19 protein-coding genes are annotated in these 17178 nt (G+C 36.9%); 2 read left to right on the top strand and 17 right to left on the bottom strand.

Annotated features, from left to right (window positions below):
- Nucleotides 1-14: 14 nt before the first annotated feature.
- The 4 genes from IC619_RS11295 to IC619_RS11280 all read right to left on the bottom strand — a co-directional run bounded on the left by IC619_RS11295 (nucleotide 15) and on the right by IC619_RS11280 (nucleotide 5023).
- Nucleotides 15-497 (bottom strand): sterol desaturase family protein, encoded by a 483-nt coding sequence (locus tag IC619_RS11295; protein WP_191140361.1) that lies wholly within the window; start codon nucleotides 495-497, stop codon nucleotides 15-17.
- Between the two features lie 375 nt (nucleotides 498-872).
- Nucleotides 873-1838 carry a 2,3-diaminopropionate biosynthesis protein SbnB gene (locus tag IC619_RS11290; protein ID WP_191140362.1) on the bottom strand — a complete coding sequence of 322 codons (966 nt, stop codon included), beginning with the start codon at nucleotides 1836-1838 and terminating at the stop codon, nucleotides 873-875.
- 29 nt (nucleotides 1839-1867) lie between these two features.
- On the bottom strand, nucleotides 1868-2836 hold the full coding sequence (gene sbnA, locus IC619_RS11285) for a 2,3-diaminopropionate biosynthesis protein SbnA (protein ID WP_191140363.1): 969 nt from the start codon (nucleotides 2834-2836) through the stop codon (nucleotides 1868-1870).
- Nucleotides 2837-2935: 99 nt separating this feature from the next.
- Entirely contained in the window at nucleotides 2936-5023 is a 2088-nt protein-coding gene (locus IC619_RS11280) for a cyclic peptide export ABC transporter (RefSeq protein WP_191140364.1), read from the bottom strand.
- A 1414-nt stretch (nucleotides 5024-6437) separates the two neighbouring features.
- On the opposite strand from IC619_RS11280, the gene loaP reads away from it, so the two are divergent.
- Nucleotides 6438-7019: an antiterminator LoaP gene (gene loaP, locus IC619_RS11275; protein WP_191140365.1), complete on the top strand. Its 582-nt coding sequence runs from the start codon at nucleotides 6438-6440 to the stop codon at nucleotides 7017-7019.
- Between the two features lie 503 nt (nucleotides 7020-7522).
- On the opposite strand, the gene IC619_RS11270 is transcribed toward loaP, so the two are convergent.
- The 12 genes from IC619_RS11270 to IC619_RS11215 all read right to left on the bottom strand — a co-directional run bounded on the left by IC619_RS11270 (nucleotide 7523) and on the right by IC619_RS11215 (nucleotide 16522).
- Complete coding sequence (locus IC619_RS11270; RefSeq protein WP_191140366.1) at nucleotides 7523-7984, bottom strand: YbaK/EbsC family protein; 462 nt, start codon at nucleotides 7982-7984, stop codon at nucleotides 7523-7525.
- Between the two features lie 18 nt (nucleotides 7985-8002).
- On the bottom strand, nucleotides 8003-8647 hold the full coding sequence (locus IC619_RS11265) for a nitroreductase family protein (RefSeq protein ID WP_347239791.1): 645 nt from the start codon (nucleotides 8645-8647) through the stop codon (nucleotides 8003-8005).
- Nucleotides 8634-9533, bottom strand: a complete 900-nt coding sequence (locus IC619_RS11260; RefSeq protein ID WP_191140367.1) for a DMT family transporter — start codon at nucleotides 9531-9533, stop codon at nucleotides 8634-8636. The genes IC619_RS11265 and IC619_RS11260 overlap by 14 nt, the downstream gene beginning before the upstream one ends.
- Before the next feature lie 14 nt (nucleotides 9534-9547).
- Entirely contained in the window at nucleotides 9548-10249 is a 702-nt protein-coding gene (locus IC619_RS11255; RefSeq protein ID WP_249669848.1) for a thioesterase II family protein, read from the bottom strand.
- 28 nt (nucleotides 10250-10277) lie between these two features.
- A complete protein-coding gene (locus IC619_RS11250) occupies nucleotides 10278-11681 on the bottom strand; it encodes a class I adenylate-forming enzyme family protein (RefSeq protein ID WP_191140369.1) in 1404 nt (467 codons plus the stop codon).
- A 16-nt stretch (nucleotides 11682-11697) separates the two neighbouring features.
- A complete protein-coding gene (locus IC619_RS11245; RefSeq protein WP_191140370.1) occupies nucleotides 11698-12291 on the bottom strand; it encodes a coronafacic acid synthetase in 594 nt (197 codons plus the stop codon).
- Nucleotides 12264-13397, bottom strand: a complete 1134-nt coding sequence (locus IC619_RS17235; RefSeq protein ID WP_347239790.1) for a beta-ketoacyl-[acyl-carrier-protein] synthase family protein — start codon at nucleotides 13395-13397, stop codon at nucleotides 12264-12266. The genes IC619_RS11245 and IC619_RS17235 overlap by 28 nt, the downstream gene beginning before the upstream one ends.
- The gene (locus tag IC619_RS11235) at nucleotides 13391-13879 is read right to left on the bottom strand and encodes a 3-hydroxyacyl-ACP dehydratase FabZ family protein (protein ID WP_249669839.1); all 489 of its coding nucleotides are present in this window, start codon (nucleotides 13877-13879) and stop codon (nucleotides 13391-13393) included. The genes IC619_RS17235 and IC619_RS11235 overlap by 7 nt, the downstream gene beginning before the upstream one ends.
- On the bottom strand, nucleotides 13860-14312 hold the full coding sequence (locus IC619_RS11230) for an acyl-CoA thioesterase (protein ID WP_191140371.1): 453 nt from the start codon (nucleotides 14310-14312) through the stop codon (nucleotides 13860-13862). Before IC619_RS11230 ends, IC619_RS11235 begins: the two co-directional genes overlap by 20 nt.
- Nucleotides 14309-15700 carry an aminotransferase class III-fold pyridoxal phosphate-dependent enzyme gene (locus IC619_RS11225; RefSeq protein ID WP_191140372.1) on the bottom strand — a complete coding sequence of 464 codons (1392 nt, stop codon included), beginning with the start codon at nucleotides 15698-15700 and terminating at the stop codon, nucleotides 14309-14311. Before IC619_RS11225 ends, IC619_RS11230 begins: the two co-directional genes overlap by 4 nt.
- Before the next feature lie 61 nt (nucleotides 15701-15761).
- Entirely contained in the window at nucleotides 15762-16016 is a 255-nt protein-coding gene (locus IC619_RS11220; RefSeq protein ID WP_191140373.1) for an acyl carrier protein, read from the bottom strand.
- 155 nt (nucleotides 16017-16171) lie between these two features.
- A complete protein-coding gene (locus IC619_RS11215) occupies nucleotides 16172-16522 on the bottom strand; it encodes a DUF309 domain-containing protein (protein WP_249669838.1) in 351 nt (116 codons plus the stop codon).
- Nucleotides 16523-16626: 104 nt separating this feature from the next.
- Here IC619_RS11215 and IC619_RS11210 point away from each other — a divergent pair, with 104 nt between their 5' ends.
- Nucleotides 16627-16875, top strand: coding sequence for a DUF1128 family protein (locus tag IC619_RS11210; protein ID WP_191140374.1), 249 nt, complete (start codon nucleotides 16627-16629; stop codon nucleotides 16873-16875).
- A 46-nt stretch (nucleotides 16876-16921) separates the two neighbouring features.
- Here the strand turns inward: IC619_RS11210 and hfq are convergent, their stop codons facing one another.
- Nucleotides 16922-17146, bottom strand: a complete 225-nt coding sequence (gene hfq, locus IC619_RS11205) for an RNA chaperone Hfq (protein WP_191140375.1) — start codon at nucleotides 17144-17146, stop codon at nucleotides 16922-16924.
- Between the last annotated feature and the right edge of the window lie 32 nt (nucleotides 17147-17178).

Genomic DNA, 17178 nt, shown 5'->3' with positions numbered 1-17178 from the left:
TACACCTCCAACATTTATCTTTTTTTACTGTGAACGGTTCCAAAAACATAATCCCACAGCGTAATATAGAAACCATAGTTTCCTTTTATAAAATAGTGATGTTTCAAATGAAATTCACCTATAGCCAAATACTTTGTAATCACTCCTTTTATCCTTGGATTGTGATCAAGTACAGTTGCAGCTAAAAATACCTCATACACATAGTGCAATATAAGTAGCACGATCCCTGGAATAGGATCAAATAGCGTAATGACGAGAATCGGTAATGTCAACGTAATCCAAACATCAAGTGAGGCATACCAACTACCGAACCAAAAAAAATAATGGGATAGATCTGGAAAAGACGGCTTACTATCATCATATTTATTTTTATGATGGTCTGCATGAATTCGAAAAAGAATATTTTTTTTATTTGGAATATGTGCCAAACGATGAATCAAGTATGAATAGAGTGTACACAGCAAATAATATAGAATCAATTTTAGAGTAAAAAACATACCTAAGTAGCTCTCCTCACGAATATGATTTTATCCATATATTTATTTCACTTAACGCAGTAACTTCTTTTACAAAGAATATGAGAAACCCATTTTGATCAGCCTATTGTATATTCATGATCTAATTAACCCCCTCATTGATCCATTTACAAACAGATGCTCAATTATAAGAATTAAAATATATTTATCGTACCGTAGCATACAAATCATATCAATAGAGTGATCAATCATTCCCTGCTATTTTTTGTATTCTTCAATAATTCTTGTACTTCTATATTCTAAGATACGATGATCAAGACTACGACATCGTCATACTGTGTACACATGACATGTAAGTACCACCTAAATTTGAAACATAATGTTTGAAATGACCAATTATAATTTAGTGCCGATTTCCAAAGCCTCCGCTTTTCGATAATAATAGCTCCCCATTGCAATATCAAATATTGCCATTCCCATAGGATTAAACATCAAAACTTGATCCTTAGTGATGTTTTTCAATCTCCCGTCACAAATCACATCTACAATGGATAGCGTATCTTCTTTGGTTAAGCCTTTTGTTATATGCATATTTTCAATATCAGTACTTTCACGACACACTTCTTCCCAATTATCCACAATAATTCCACCTTGCATATATTCCGCTATTTCTACCTTATAGTCTCTTAAAGATACATTTAAATGAAGTGATCCTTTTTTAGGAGGCTGGTCAATATAGGGCTCTTTAGCAACTGTACAGGTGATAAAGATATCCGCATCATGATAAGCATCTTCCCAACTACTTCCAATCTGGACTTTTTCTCCTTGTAAAAAGTTAAATTCTTCTCGATTAATGGGTCTAATATCATAAAGAACAAATTCATCAACTTGATCGCCTAATAATGCCTGTATCATATGAAAATGTTGCTGACCTATCGGGCCCCAGCCGATAATGCCTACTTTTAGTTTACGTAACTCCCGCACTTGGTTGTAAGCCCTAATTATGGCTCCACTTACACTTGCAGTACGCAACATGCTTAATAGTGGGGTGTTGACAATCGACTTTGGTTCTCCTGTATCTGCATCATTTAGAATGACAACACTGTGAGCGCGTGGAATATGCTTTTCTATATTTTCTGGAAAACTTGCTATCCACTTAATACCAGCTTGATATGTGTCCCCACCCAGAAAAGCAGGCATAGCAATAATTCGATTTTTCTGATCATTATAACGTAGATACGGTTTAATGGGTTGCGCATAATCGTTTTGAGCTAAACTACCCACTGATCGCTCAATAACGCCAATCATCTCTTTCCAATTTAATCCTATATCGCGTAAATCTTGTTCATTCAAGTATCTCATGCAACTTCTCCTATTCATATATTGGTTTTTCATACATAAACTTCTTCCATATCAATCTGTTTTAACTTTTTGTGCCATGAGGGGTTGTATATCGTATCGCAATAACGGTCACCCCGATCCGCAAATAAAGTAACCACATTTTTGTTGCTTTTCCCTTGACAATTTTGAAAATATTTCTTGATTGCTGCATAGTTAGCGCCTGATGACCCTCCTACAAATAAAACATGTTCTTGTAATAACTGATGGCAACTATGAATGACTTCAGTCTCATGTACATATACCACATCATCTATGCGCGCTTGTTCAAGTATTTTGGGAACTTTACTAGAACCAATTCCTGGTATAAATCTTTTTTTAGCCGGGCCCCCAAAAATGACAGAACCCACAATGTCTACTGCAATAATTTTTGCCTGTGGGTATACTTCTTTGATCTTATTAGAAATACCCGTAATCGTACCTCCTGAACTAACTCCCACAAAAACATAGTCAATAGCTGCAACTTCATCACAGATTTCTTGTCCAAGTGTACAATAATATGCTTCGGCATTATATGGATTTTCATATTGATTCACCCAATATGTATTGGGATTATTCTCAAGCACCTGTTGAACTTTTCTAATTCGATTTATTAAATACCCCCCGTTTTCGTCTGGTTCATTCACTTTAAATACATTTGTACTTAAATTGCGTAATAGCGTCTCGTTTACAGATGAAATCATCGGATCAATCACACAATCAAATTTATAACCTTTATGTTTGCAATAAGAGGATAAAGCAATTCCAAAATTTCCTGAGGTCGATTCAACAATAGTCGTATCAGCATTAATTTTTCCTAAATCTCTCATTTTGTTGAGAATAAAATTAGCGGCTCGGTCTTTGACACTCCCCGTCGGATTAAACGATTCCATCTTTATATTAAGATGAACATTCTTTAGCATAGGATCGTATAAACGAACGAGTGGAGTATTCCCCACATGATTTAATATACTGTCTAACATGATTATCACTCCACTATATAGAAATATCTCAAAATCGGATTGAAACCTTTTGTCAACCCTAAAAAGTGTGTGAATCCACATTCTGTAACAAACTAATGCTTATACTACTTTGCCCAATTCTAATTTTAAAGTTTTGTCTGCCACTCCAAAATAGTAATCATCGTGTGTAATCGCTATGACACACTTCCCTCTTGCTTTCAAATCTTTAATTAAAACTTGATAGAAAAATTTGCGAAATTCAGGGTCTTGATCTGCAGCCCACTCATCAAATAAATAGATAGGCTTGTCTTCTAAATAACTAATTAGTAAGGCTAGTCTTTTCTTTTGTCCAGTCGATAATTTTATGGTGTTAAATCGACCATTTTTAATATGTAACTTATGATCCATTTGCAGCACTTTTAAGTATTTTTGGATTTCATCATGCCTATCCTCACACTGAATGCCGTACAACTTCTCAAATAGATGGAAGTCACTAAAAATAGCACTACAATATTGGCTGAGCTCATTGGCGTGAATCTCTTTTCCATTCAGCCTGATCTCCCCACTCGTAGGAGAATAGAGTCCTGTTAGTAATTTGGCTAAAGTTGATTTTCCACTCCCATTCCCTCCTGTTATAAACAGAACTTCTCCCGAACGAACTTGGTAATCAATCGGACCTACCCGAAACGCATGATCTACGACTTCTCCATAACTATATTCAACCCCGTCAAATATCAGCTCAAATTCATGTTTTAATTCCAATTCTTGACCTGTTTGCATGAACTTTAAAGTAGATAATTGATTTAAAAAATCATTTATCCTCCTCCAGCTAATTCTTACATTAATCAAATCTGGTAAGGTATTTAATATTCCATGTACAGGCCCCGTCATATAGAGCAACACAAAAATAAATGTCGTTAAGGCAGATGTCTCCATATCCGTAAATACGATTGGAAACAAAAAAGCAATGACCCCAATTGCCGCTGTAAAAAGTAATTCACCAATAACAAACATATTGGCAAAAGCTATATTTGCTTTACCTCGATTCACACGGTAATCATCACAAATCTCACGTATATCGCTTTGGAACTCAAGCTTGCGCTTCTCATAAAAAGATAACTCTTTAAAACCTTTTACGAGATCATCAATAAATTGAAAAAAACTATTCTCAATATCACGAGCGTTCTCTCCGACTCGATTAGCATAAATACCAGCAAAATAGTAGATCGATGCAATCAATAATATAATTGTAATCGAAAGGATAAGCCCATAAAAACTAATATAACCAAGATAGAGAAAGCAACAAATAATCGTCGCTAAACTCGTAACACCAGTTACCACGATATTAATAAATCGGCTTACCACCTCCGTATCGTTATTCAGAGTAGCTTGAATTTTACCTCCTTCAATCTTCTCAAAATCTTCGTAAGATGTTTTTAACAAGCGATCTATTATTTCCATACGTTTCTTATAAATGACTTTATTTGTTAATTCAATTAAATTCTTGCGTACAACCTGTTGCCCCCCCACATACAATAAAATGCCAATAGAAAAGTAGAGTAGAGCTTGTATGCCGATATCAGAAGTTATTGCAACATTAATGGAGTAAATAATTAAAAAGTTACCTAAACCACTAAGAAAACTAAGTAAGCCCAATATGATGAGCAGATAATTCTGTTCTTGTTTTTGAATCACAAATTTTGAAATCAAGTACAGATAGCTAGTCCATAGACTCGTGAGAGTCATATAGTATGCCCATTTCACACTTTCAGGTAACCATACAAACAGAGCTGGCCATGACATACCATTCATTAAAATCTTAGGGACCTGAATTATACTGTATGTAATTCCAATCATAAGCATAAAAGAAAGTAAAACGCCAATGATTGTTTTCCTTTTGTTACTTTTGAATTTCAGACCTCGTCGAATATGTTGATAACATGTTTTCACTGTAAAGTAAGTCGCAGTAAGCGAAATGAGAAGTCCAATTCCAAGTATCCATAAGGCTATTAGACCTGCTTTACGATTTAAATGCGTGCTATTTTCTATGGTAATGAAAACACCAGGGATGCCCCCTTCATCCATTTGCTCTTTTGCCAGTTGTTCTTGCTGATCTAATGACGGACTCTCAGCCTGAACAATCGGTACACAGATCAAACTCCCCATTAATAACATCATAAACAGTAGAAATACATATTGCCTTTTCATAATGCCCTCCTATTTCAGTTAAGTGCTCTTAATTGGATGCACTAAAAAACACACTCACAAAAAGTATAAGTGTGCTCATAAAAGGGCAGGCTCCCGCCCTTTCATCCAATAAATTTTATCGGACTACCCCTATGTATCTCCAATATTAGCATCCCTTCTACCAACGTGCCGAAACAGCGATTCGTATCAGTAGATTTTTGTATGTTATAAATGATCAGCCATCTATATAAATCATAATTTAATATCGAATTTTATAAAAAAACAATAAAATAATCCGCTCAACCTATGGTTAAGATTTCGTATTGTTTTGCAAAGATATTATGAACAATATGCATAGGTCTGTATCATGCAAAGAAATATGTTTAATTCCTGTTGTTAGCAGTTGTAGCATCCTATGGTTTTAGTAAATTATAATACATCCATTACTGATATCTCTCACAATATATACTTATTATAAATCGAAATATTTTTATTGATATTTTTTTATAAATCATGCTGTTTAACATCCCACTTCTTAATCAATCATCATATACACATTAAAATTATATGTTATATCTAGTCCGCATGATTTATTCCGACTCTCTTAATATAAAACGGGTTAATCCTTATTAAATATCAATATTAACAGCTCCTCATCAATAATAATTGTCTATTACGATAAAAGAAGGAACCTCGTATGTCTATCAATAAATCATACCTATTTTTATATAAACCTTAAAAATACAATATTAATGGCATTTGTTAACTTATATTCCATACTATTATATATTTAAGTTGATTGCAATGTTTTTTTAAATGTTTAATTTAAGAAATGTTGCTATCTCTTAACTGGACATTCGATGGGTCCTTTAAAAACTGTGAGTTCATCAGAATGAATAGACGAATGATCGTCATGCACAAAAGAAGAAAAAACCTATCTTTTTGAGTGTACTCATGAACTCGTATAAATAGGAATTCGTTTGTTACTAATGGACACAGCTTTCCGGCTATCGTCATTATGCTTTAGACCACTTACGAGCCTCCAATTTACAAATACGTAACACCTTGTAAAACTTAATCGAACTAAAATTTGAAATCCAATCCAATTTATTTGATATGCCTTGATATTTCCCTATTTTTATACGAACTTCTCTCAAAATGAAATTACTGTACCTGTATAGTTAGCACACAATATGCTTTTTTAGTGCAATCGTAATTTTTGATAAACATCAATAATTATAATTATATTATATTGACAATGTTATAAATGAAACTTATAATTCATATGAAATATACAAGCCGTCGCAAATCATACTGTTCATTTTAGATCATAACAGTTTTGTGACTCATCATACCGATTAAACACTGCTTTAATACAGCTTTAATACAGCTTTAATATATCTATAAAATATATTTTTAAGTTAAAGGTGATACAATGAGATGGTATGCATTGTTTGTTCAAGCAGGTCATGAAGAATCGTTATGTAAAGTTTTACGAAAAAAACTAAATCATGAGTCAACAAAATTTATTGTTCCGAAACGAAAAATACCCGAAAGAAGAAATGGCGATCAAGTGGATGTACTACGCCCTCTTTTCCCAGGATACATACTAGTTCAAGCCCATATGAATACCAAGATTTATTACATATTTAAAGACACACCTAAGGTCATACGAATGTTAAATCACGGATATCTTCATAATTCAATAGCCAAGAAAAGGTCCGATATCAAGCGCGAAAATTTTGATTATAACGAATATTATTTTCGTGACATTCCTTCCACTGAGATTAGAAGGATATTAACATTGTTAGATGAAAACGATACCATTAACTATTCAAAAGTATCGATTATCGATTCAAACATCACTGTTAAATCAGGTCCACTTTTACACATGGAAACGCAAATCAAAAAAATTGATAAACGAAAAGGTCGGGCAAAAATAGCTCTCGATTTTTTAGGTGAAACTAAAGTCGTTGATATTGGCGTTGAAGTTTTAAAAGATGGAAATAATGAGTAAATTATTTGCCTGCTACCCATTTCTACCACTTTTAAGCAGATCAAAGAATACCTTATATAGATTCTTTACTTCTTGTTACAATCCACTTCATTTCCAGGATTATACATTGATATAAACTCGTAAGTTTACAGCACTACTTTTCTATAAATAGAGGTTATATGCGATTCTAGAAAAGTAGTGCTAAGCAAACGGTTATTTGGGTAATAGAAACATGAAAAGCTGAAATAAGAAAAACACAAAACTATATACTTTAACGTATAAATAATTCGTACTAAATTGACTATTTTTCAATAAAAAAGGAAGCCTTCTTTGAGAGTGAGTTCATCGAGTAGAAAATTTCATTTCAATTGCACCATTATGGACTCCAAAAATTATTGTGTCGTGGTTATTCAACAAATGGCTTAGACAGTGAAATTTAAAAAAAAGATCCTGCTAAAAATGAACTTCGTTACCGATACACCCAGATGTAAATAACATCGCCATTACAATGGCGATGTTATTTATCAAAGCTCAATCTCCGTTCCCTTTGTCATGGTAGCTAGCTGATCATACGTGAGCTCTAGCAACGATTCAGGAACACCAGCTGCTGTATAGAACATGTGAAACCGCTGGAGTGAAGTATCAATAAAAATCGGGATCTTCTCCCGTAAAGCAAATGGACATACCGCACCAATCTGAAACCCGGTCACGGCTAAAACTTCCTCGATTGTAGCCATCTTTTGTTTTCTTCCACCCAAGCATTGTTTGACAACCGCCGAAGGTAACCGCTTATCTCCAGCTAATACAAATAAACCATAACGATCTTTGGAGCGAAATAAGATCGACTTCGCAATTTGGGCTGTTTCTATTCCTATAGCGGTAGCAGCCTCTTCTGCTGTATGCATTTCCTCTTCCATGATGATCGGGGTTAAGGAAGGATCAAATTGGTGCACAAAATGGGTAACCCGAGTTAGAGGATTGTCCATTGGTTCTATCTCCTTTTTTTAAAAATGTTCCATTGTTATTCTTGATTGTAAGGGTAGACGTGTTGTACGGGAGGTCTTACCAGTTGCTCTCCCAATACTAATTAGCATAACAGGTATATATCGGGGTGGAATGTTAAAACGATCTATTAAGGCGGCTACTTCAAATCCTATCATAGGGCAAGTATCGTATCCTTGTGCTTTTGCCGCTATCATCAATTGCATTGCACATAAGGAGGCATTACGTATTGCTTCATCTCGTGCTCCTGAGCTATTATTTTCGTAATATGCGTAAATATCCGTTTTCATTTTAAAATATCGCTCCTCGTCCATAAATCCGGCAGCGAGAAACGGTTGATAAATCTGTTCAAAGTTCCTGTAAGCTTCCAAGTCACCCAGTACAATAATAACCGCAGAAGCATCTAAAATCTGATTTTGTTGATGTGCGACAGCATACAATTTTTCTTTCATTTCCTTTTCAGAGACCACTAGAAAATACCAATGCTGTAAGTTCCACGAGGAGGGGGCGTAAGTTGCTAACTTTAAAATCTTTTGTAATTCCTGACTAGAAATATTCTGATCTTGATCGTAATTGCGCACAGCACGCCGCTGAATAAGTGTCTGTTCAACTGTCCACTCATGTGGAAAAATATTATTTTTGGACACGTCTGAGTAGCTCCTTTATTTTAAAATGAATAGGGATTTCTGTCGTGATAATCACACCTCCCAACAGGACAATAAAAGCACCTAGGATTTGGATAAAGGTCATATGCTCTTTGAACAAAATCCAAGCGAACAAAATAGTAACCACAGGTTCAATCATACTGATAATGGATGCTTTAGTCGGTCCAATCCAATTGGTTCCAGCAAAAAAAGTTAAGATTGCGATCACAGTCGAAAAAATAGCCACTCCCCATACGGATATCCAACCTACCCAAGTAAGAGGTAAGCGAAACTCTTCTTGCACCAGTATAATGCTAAGAAAGGATACCGCCGCAAATAATGAGATATACGAACTCGTTACGATAGGTGAAAGCTTAAGTGAAAGTCGATTGCCGCTGATAATATAAATAGAGTAGAGCAGTGCCGCACCAACAGCTAAGTACACTCCTTTCATATTAATCGGACCCAAATTTGGATAGCCAAGTACAAGAGTAATCCCGATCAAGGCGATTCCCATGGCAATCAAACTTCTAAGTGTTACCTTTTCTTCTTTCAACAACACCGAAAGTATATATACAAATAGTGGATACAAATATAGAAGTAACGCAGCTAAAGCTGGCGTCAAATATTGAACAGCAGAAAAATACAAAAACGATTGACCAGTATATAATCCCCCGCCTAGTAATAAAAGATTAAGTGTTTCTCGATAAGTAAGCTTTCGTAGCTCTCCTTTTATTGCTAAATAAAAGAAAAAAAGAAGTGCCGCTATGCCAAATCGTAAGAAAAGAAGCGTTGTCACATTAAGTCCATTTTGATATGCATAGATCGCAAAAATGGGCATTAGACCAAAACAAGTAGCGGATGCAATGACTAAGATAGAACCCCTCAACTCTCTCCTACCTCTCATTCTGTTTTAAACTTCTCCATCAGTAAAAGGGCGATATCCTTTGAATGTTGGTGTAAGAAAAAATGTTTACCGCTAAATGCATATCGTTCACAACTTTTTGAAGTGAATTTTTCCCAACCACATACCACGTCAGATGTTGCTAAGACGTCTTCTTTACCATATAAGACCAGAAAAGGGACATCTAAGCGTGGCAGTCGTTGATTAAAAACGTAGTATTGCACAAGATTTAAATCTGCCTTAATAATCGGTAAAAATTCACTTATAATTCTCGATTTTTCTAAACCTATTGGAATGCCATCCGTTCTAGAAAGATGTCGCAAAAAATCCTCATCGTTCATTCCCAACAGATTAGAAAAGCCCTCTTCTATAGTAATATCTGGGGGCCTTCGCCCAGATAGAACAATGAATTTAGGCAATGCTTTTCGATTAGATTGCAGTTCCTGTGTAATCTCAAAGGCGAGTAAACTGCCTATACTATGGCCGAGAATTGCATATGATTGATGATCAATTTGCGTTTCAATGAATGTGTATAAGTCATGAACTGCATCTTGAAAATTCGCATAAAAATCTTCATTCATTCGCGATCCACGTCCTGCAAGTTCAACAGGGATCAATTCGACGTCGGTTGAGATTACTTTTTGCCATCTGTTATAAACGGTTGCAGATCCACCTGCATGAGGTATGCAAAAAAGTTTCATTTTCGACAAAACACCCACCTCCATATCCTTATTTCGGTGTCTGAGCCTCATGAATGGAATGAAAGAAAATTTGCTGCGGTTTCTCGTTGCGCATGAGAAGATGATAAAGATCACGTATGATTTGTTTTTTTGTATTTGCATGAATCTCTTCTATGAAAAGATGTAAGTCATAGCATGTTGTTCCTGACTCAGTCTGATAAGTTTCTGTGGTAGATTTGAATACACCTTTAATGCTATTGGCTATGCTCCTTACAGAGGAGAGAGAAACCTTATCCCCATTAATAAGGATAAAGTCAGATAAGCGCCCTTTGAAGTAGAGATATCCATCCGAATCAATATAAAAAAGGTCTCCAGTTGAAATCGTATTGGGACCAATAATCACCTTATGAGACTGGTCACTCGTAACGCCTACTTTTCTTTTTAAAACTGTATCTGAAGTGATAATTAATTCTCCATAGTCGTCACTTTCATTAAATTTTCTGAGGGAGACTGTAACACCAGCTAATGGTTTTCCTACTGAAGCGTATCGATGAGGCAATTCATTATGAACTGCTAAGGTAGACACACGCGGCCCCGCTTCTGTTAATCCATAGGTTAAATATAACTTGAGATCTGGACACTTCTTGACGATTTGATCCACATAGATCGGATCTAAAAAATCCCCCCCTACAGTAAGTGTCGTTAACGTTTGGGGCAAGCATGACTCTTTACTTAATAACATTTTGATCAGATAGGGCGTAACAGATGAAACGGTCACTTGTTGCCTTGTAAGTATTCCAAGATAAGATGTCGGTGTAAAGGGGGGTCCTGTTAGGACAAGCTCAGATCCAACAACAAAAGCCGCCAATGCTTGTGCGACCAACGCATATGAATAATAGAGAGGTAAATTAATTAACATCTTATCCGCTTTGCTTAATTGAATTTCTTTGGCATGATTTTCCGCATTTAGTAGCAAAGCTGAAATATGATGTAGACAACCACTAAACGTTCCAGATGTTCCAGAAGTCAAAATAATGATGTCACCTGGTGTGTGATACTGCTTCATTATGTCGTCAAAGTGTATCAACTTCACGGCATCTATAGAAAATACTTCACCACGATCAAAACGGCTAATTTGTGCCGAAGAAGCGATAAGAGCACTCGCGCCCAATCTATGGGCTATTTCAAGCACACGTTGTGCAGGTGTAGCAGGAGACAATAAAGCAGGGATCGCGCCTAAACTTACTATGGCAAAGTATAACTGCAACAATGCTTTACTATTTGGCAATCCAATTAAGACCACTGCTCCTACTTTGATTTGCGCCCTTTTAAGTTGCAAGATCAGATCATTGGTTGCAGGACTTGTTTGATCGATATCTAAATCAATAGTGCGGTCCATAAAAGCATCGATTTCCTTAATGGTAAAAGGCAATTTAACGAGTTGATTTGACATTATGCTCCTCCTTCACTCACACCCTTGCTAGTAAAGCAGAACCATCCCGGTATGAAGGTGACTGTACTTCATTCAATTCGCTAACTAATATACTCCGTACTGTATAACATTCAGTCGATTGTTGCTGGTAAGTATTGATAAAAACATACGAAGCCTGTTGCTTACGAAGCCAAGAAAGGACGGTAGCCACTACTGCATCAATTGTCTCAGCTAAGGGAGAGGTGAAGACTAACGTTGGCCCTCGATATCCATGAATGATACAGGGAAGACCCGCCATTGAACCTGGATTGGCTCCAGCAAAGCGAATCGGGGAAACGCGACCTTTGCTAACTTGATTACGAATCATATTAATGGTATTTAGTGTACAAATATCACTTATCGTAATAACCCCTATTTTTTCCTTAATAGGAGTTAAATCTCGATTAAAACGTTGCAAAGCATCCTTGACAGCATCTACAACCAACCATGCTGCAGGATCAGCATAGAAAGAAGCAACTTTTCGTTGTGCATGCGTGAGCTTATCCGTATGAGACATGCCAAAGCTACAGATTTTTATCTGTTCATTCTTAAAATAGAGGTTGCTCAAGTCTTCCCTTGAAAAAGTAGACATGTATTAAATCCTCCAAATCCTAAAGTTAAACTTGCCCCAACTGACCCTGTGAAAGAACTTGGTTTATTGATAGGTAAAGGCAATGTGAAATTGTGCATCGGGTTTTCAAGACCAAAAATGGGTGGAATTTGTTTCTCATTCAAAGCTAATAGTACCGTTATCGCTTCCAAAGCTCCGGTAGCACCTAGGCTATGACCAAATGCACCTTTTGTAGCAAATACAAGCGGTAATTCGGATTGCTCTCCAAATAATAGATGAAAGCACGCCTGCTCGACTGCATCGTTAACAGGTGTCCCAGATCCATGGGCATTAATAATCGCAAGTTCTTCAATACTTGTCTCACTATCTTGAAAAGCTCGTTTAATAGCAAGCTGGATGCTCTCTCCCGATGGATCGGGTGATGTCATACCACTAGCATCGTTGGATGCCCCTGCACCCAGCAAATATCCATAGATCGTCGCATTCCTACGTTCTGCAGATACTTGCGACTCCAACACTAAAAAGCCAGCACCTTCCCCCAAGAGCATCCCATCATGACTTTCGTCAAATGCGCGTAGGTATGTAGGCGACATTGTGTTGAGAGCGGAATGAGCTAGTCTTTTGCTAATGGTTACAATGTCAGCACCACCACATACGCAAATTTCTGATTCACCACTTTCAATCAATGAAGCTCCGACGAGTATGCTATCTGATGCCGATGAACAAGCTGTTGTTAATGAGAGAGGCTTGTGATAAGTTCGAAGCGATTCCCCTACCTCTACAGCCCACGTATGCAGCGAATCGACTGGTTCATCTAAATGCGAACCATAACTAGTCCCTAATATATATCGAATGGCAGACGATTCCGATTCTAATTGCGCATGTTCTAGTACACGTTCAATGGTAGTGCGTGCCAAGTCATGCTGACGTGTACGATGCTGCTGGTCCAAAGAAAAAAAATCGATCGTCCCTGCACGCATGTTACGTAAAGGGAATGGAGAGGAAACAGGTTTGCAACCTGATTCCCCCTTCAACAATTTCTGCCACACCTCATATAAGTCTGAGCCAAGTGCAGTATGCCATGCCATGCCTGTGATACAAATTGGGCTCGTCTGTTTGTTTACCACAACTGTTCACCCAAGTCTTCTACTTTGACCCGCATGAGTGTTCCTTTGAATGCGGCAACGGTTTTATCTTCTACTGTGGCACGACATGAGAAGATAAATGTATTTTGGTGGATATTATCGCACTTTAAATTGAAAATCACTTGATCTCCAGGAACTACAACCCTCTGAAATCTAGATTTCACAGATCCGATAAGTGTCAACTCATCTTCAGCAACTGGCGTTGTGCTTAACTGATAAAAAATAATACCTGCTTGAGCAAAACCTTGCATTAAATGACTACCTGGAAAAATAGCTCGTTCCGGAAAATGCCCTGCTATAGCCTCCATGGTTCCAGATACCGAAAGCACACATTTAAAAAAATCGCTCGGTTCATAGTCAAGTACACGATCAATATAAATCATTGGATGACGATGACGAAGCCATTTTTTTAGTTCGGTAAAGCCCATCGTTTTAGCTTTTCGTTCATTTGCTACATGCATCATTCATACACTCCTTTAGCGTTTCTCTAATCGATTTTGGTAGAGCACAAGGTGTACCCTCTTGTAATTGTGTGACTGCAAAGGTAAAGATTCCACTAGCCAATAATGTATTCGCTTTGTCCTGTTCAACTCGATAGACGAAAGCTTCTATAAAAAAGCGAGCTGCTTGTACACGCTTAACTTTTACTTCTATACTTAAACAGTCAAGAAAATGGCTTGGTGCAAAATACTTCACTTGTACCTCAACAACGACCAACGATAATCCAACCCGCTCTAAAGCATGTAAACCCATTGCATGAGCATCCAAGTTCTCAAGAATTGCAGATTCCATCAAGGAAGGATACCGAGCAAAATGAACAACACCAGAAGCATCTGTATCAATGTGTTCAACACGTTTTTGGATGGGGAATAAGTACCCTCTATCGGTTATGCTCATGTTAGATAACGCTCCTGAAACGCCTTTGAACCTCGCTGAATATTTTCAATGATTTGTTCAATTTGTGGTTTGGAAATAATTAAAGCAGGTGCAATTCGCATAGTAGGGAAAATATAACGCCGACCATTGGAACGTCTGCCTGCTCCAGCCATAAATTCTGTATAGACGCCATGTTCAATAATCGTTTTCCTAAATGCCATCAATTGTGAAGCTGCTTGCTCTGTTAATTCAACACCATGCATAACCCCGCAACCACGTGCCTCTTGATAAATATCCGGTAATGTTCTAATTATTTCTTCTTTTAATAGCGTTTGTAAATATTTTCCTAGTTGTAAAGATTGCTCAAGCAAATTTTTCTCCACAATATACCGAATACCTTTACGCATGATTGAGCAAGTAATCGGACGCAGATCAGATGTGGCTACCGCACCTGTACTACGAATGCTAAGTTGACGACGCGCAATCACCATAGAGGTGGATATGACTCCCATTCCAAGACTTTTACCGATCACTGTAATATCTGTCGGAATCGGTCCTTGTTCATCCGTCATTGCAAAAAATTGTCCAGTTTTGGCAAAAGTAAGCACTTCATCAGCAATTAGCAACACTTGATTATCACGACACATATTGGAAACTTTTCTCAAATAACTAGTGGGCGGAATGATGATACCTGCATCTCCTTGTATCGGTTCAATGACAACAGCAAGAATTTGTTCTCCCTTTTCTGTGAAATATTGTCTAATCCGTTCTTCATCACCAAAAGGAAGATGTTCGACCTTCACACCATAAGAGTCGTCCACATCAATCGTTGGTAGACCCATACGATAATGTCTACGATTTAGCAGGGGAACTAAGCCGCTTGTCCAGCCATGCCATGCGCCTTCAAAAGCTACAATGATGTTACGCTTTTCTTTTCCCGTGGCATATTTTAAATTACGATGATCAAAACGAGATTCAAGCGCAAGTTTAAGGGCGAACTCCATCCCTTCTGAACCGGAATTACGTCCGCTCACATGATATTGGTCTGCCGGGAAATGATCTCGCCATAATCCCTGTGAACCAAATAACTCATGTAGTAACTGTGCACGTTCTATGGAACCTAATTCATCTGTCACATAGCCAGCTTTATATGCATCCTGCATTGCCTCAAGCATAACCTCATGACCTGCTCCTAGGCACGCACTTCCATATCCTCCGCTTGCATCAATCGTTTCAAATGGAGTACCTGCATGATCTCCTTCCAATGAAACAAGTTGTTGTGTCAATCCTTTCGCATTTATAGAAGCGAAAGGCAGTTTCTGACCATAATGATTAAAGTGCATATCATGTCCAAAGCGCAATGCATCGAGTTGTTCATTAGGAATTTGATCAATTGTCGATTTTGACATAGTAGACCTCTTTTCTGATAAAATAATTTATACAGAAAACAATTTTTACATAATAATCAATCTATTTTTTAGCCATTTGCAGTTCGCGCACTAAATCAGCGACTGTACGGATCGATTTAAAATTTTGATCATTAAATTTTTCATCAGAAATCTTAATGTCGAATTGCTCCTCACAATTTACACGCAACTCAATGAACCCCATCGAATCAAGAGAAAAATCATTTCTCAAACTGTCATCCAAACCCATTTCCTCTTCTGATACTTCAACAAATAATTCTGAGCTTAAAATCTTTTTTATCGTATTTTCGATATTCATAGTATATCTCTCCATTTCTATAGTGAATTTTTAGTATACTATGAATAAATTAGTTACATAATAATAAAACCCCTGCCTAAAGTATAAAATAATACTATTAAAAAAATTTGAATAAATGGAATCGCTTCCATTTATTCAAATTTTTTTAATAGTATTCATCTCCGTAGCACAAGCCGCTCCAATTCGAGATCTATGATTTTAATGTTGATCGGTATATTATCGTCTAAGTGTAATAGCGCTCGCCTCACATCTTTTTTCAACCTCTCAAGATGTATGCCCATCTTCACAGCTTCTGTGCTGTTCATCAATTTATCTAAACCTGCTGTCATGCTTTTTATCGCACCGCGTCGATTTTCATTTTCCAAGTGATAGAAGCCCACTGCGACTTGTAGTAACCCTTGAAAAAAAGGGTCTCGCCCTTCTTCTAACCATAACTCCTCTAGCACATCATGACACGTATAAAAGTCCCGCTCAACATTAAAATAATAGATAAAATCGACATACAACTGTGGATATTCGATCTGTATACACTCCTTTCTCTCTATTCATAAGGCACAAGATTGGGTACAATGTGATTGAGTGATGGAATTTAGAAAGGATGAATCGAACTGTGAACCTTGAACAGGCAACAACTGAAAATCTGCACTATCTGGTTAATGAAATCAAAAAAAGCTTAAAGTTAGTTAATAGCGCGATTATCAGCGAAGATGACTTTCAACTACAAAATTACGAAGATCTCCGCGATATTTATCACATGATCCAAAAGAAAGAAAGCCGTTTAACAATGATGGAAATAGAAGGCGTGTTAGAAGAATTACGGGAGCTCAAGCAAATCAATAAAAAAAATGAATCAAGCTAAGTATCAAGAAGACCTTACATGTCACACGTAAGGTCTTCTTAGATGTTCAGTCTTGATTTTCCCAGGCCACCGTTTGGGCTGGTTGAATGGTGCTAATCACATGTTTAAAAATCATTTGTTGCTTTCCTTCCGCATTTAACATTACGACATATGTATCGAAACCTGTAACGGTTCCGCGATATTGAAACCCATTTGTCAAAAACAATGTACACGGGATTTTATTTTTGCGCAACTGATTCAAGAAAGCATCTTGAATATTATTCTTACTCATTCGATCCTCTCCTTCTCATTTCGCTTTTCTTA

The sequence above is a fragment of the Polycladospora coralii genome, assembly GCF_014773435.2.
Taxonomy (GTDB): Bacteria; Bacillota; Bacilli; order Thermoactinomycetales; family Thermoactinomycetaceae; genus Polycladospora; species Polycladospora coralii.
This window is presented reverse-complemented; position numbering and strand designations above follow the sequence as displayed.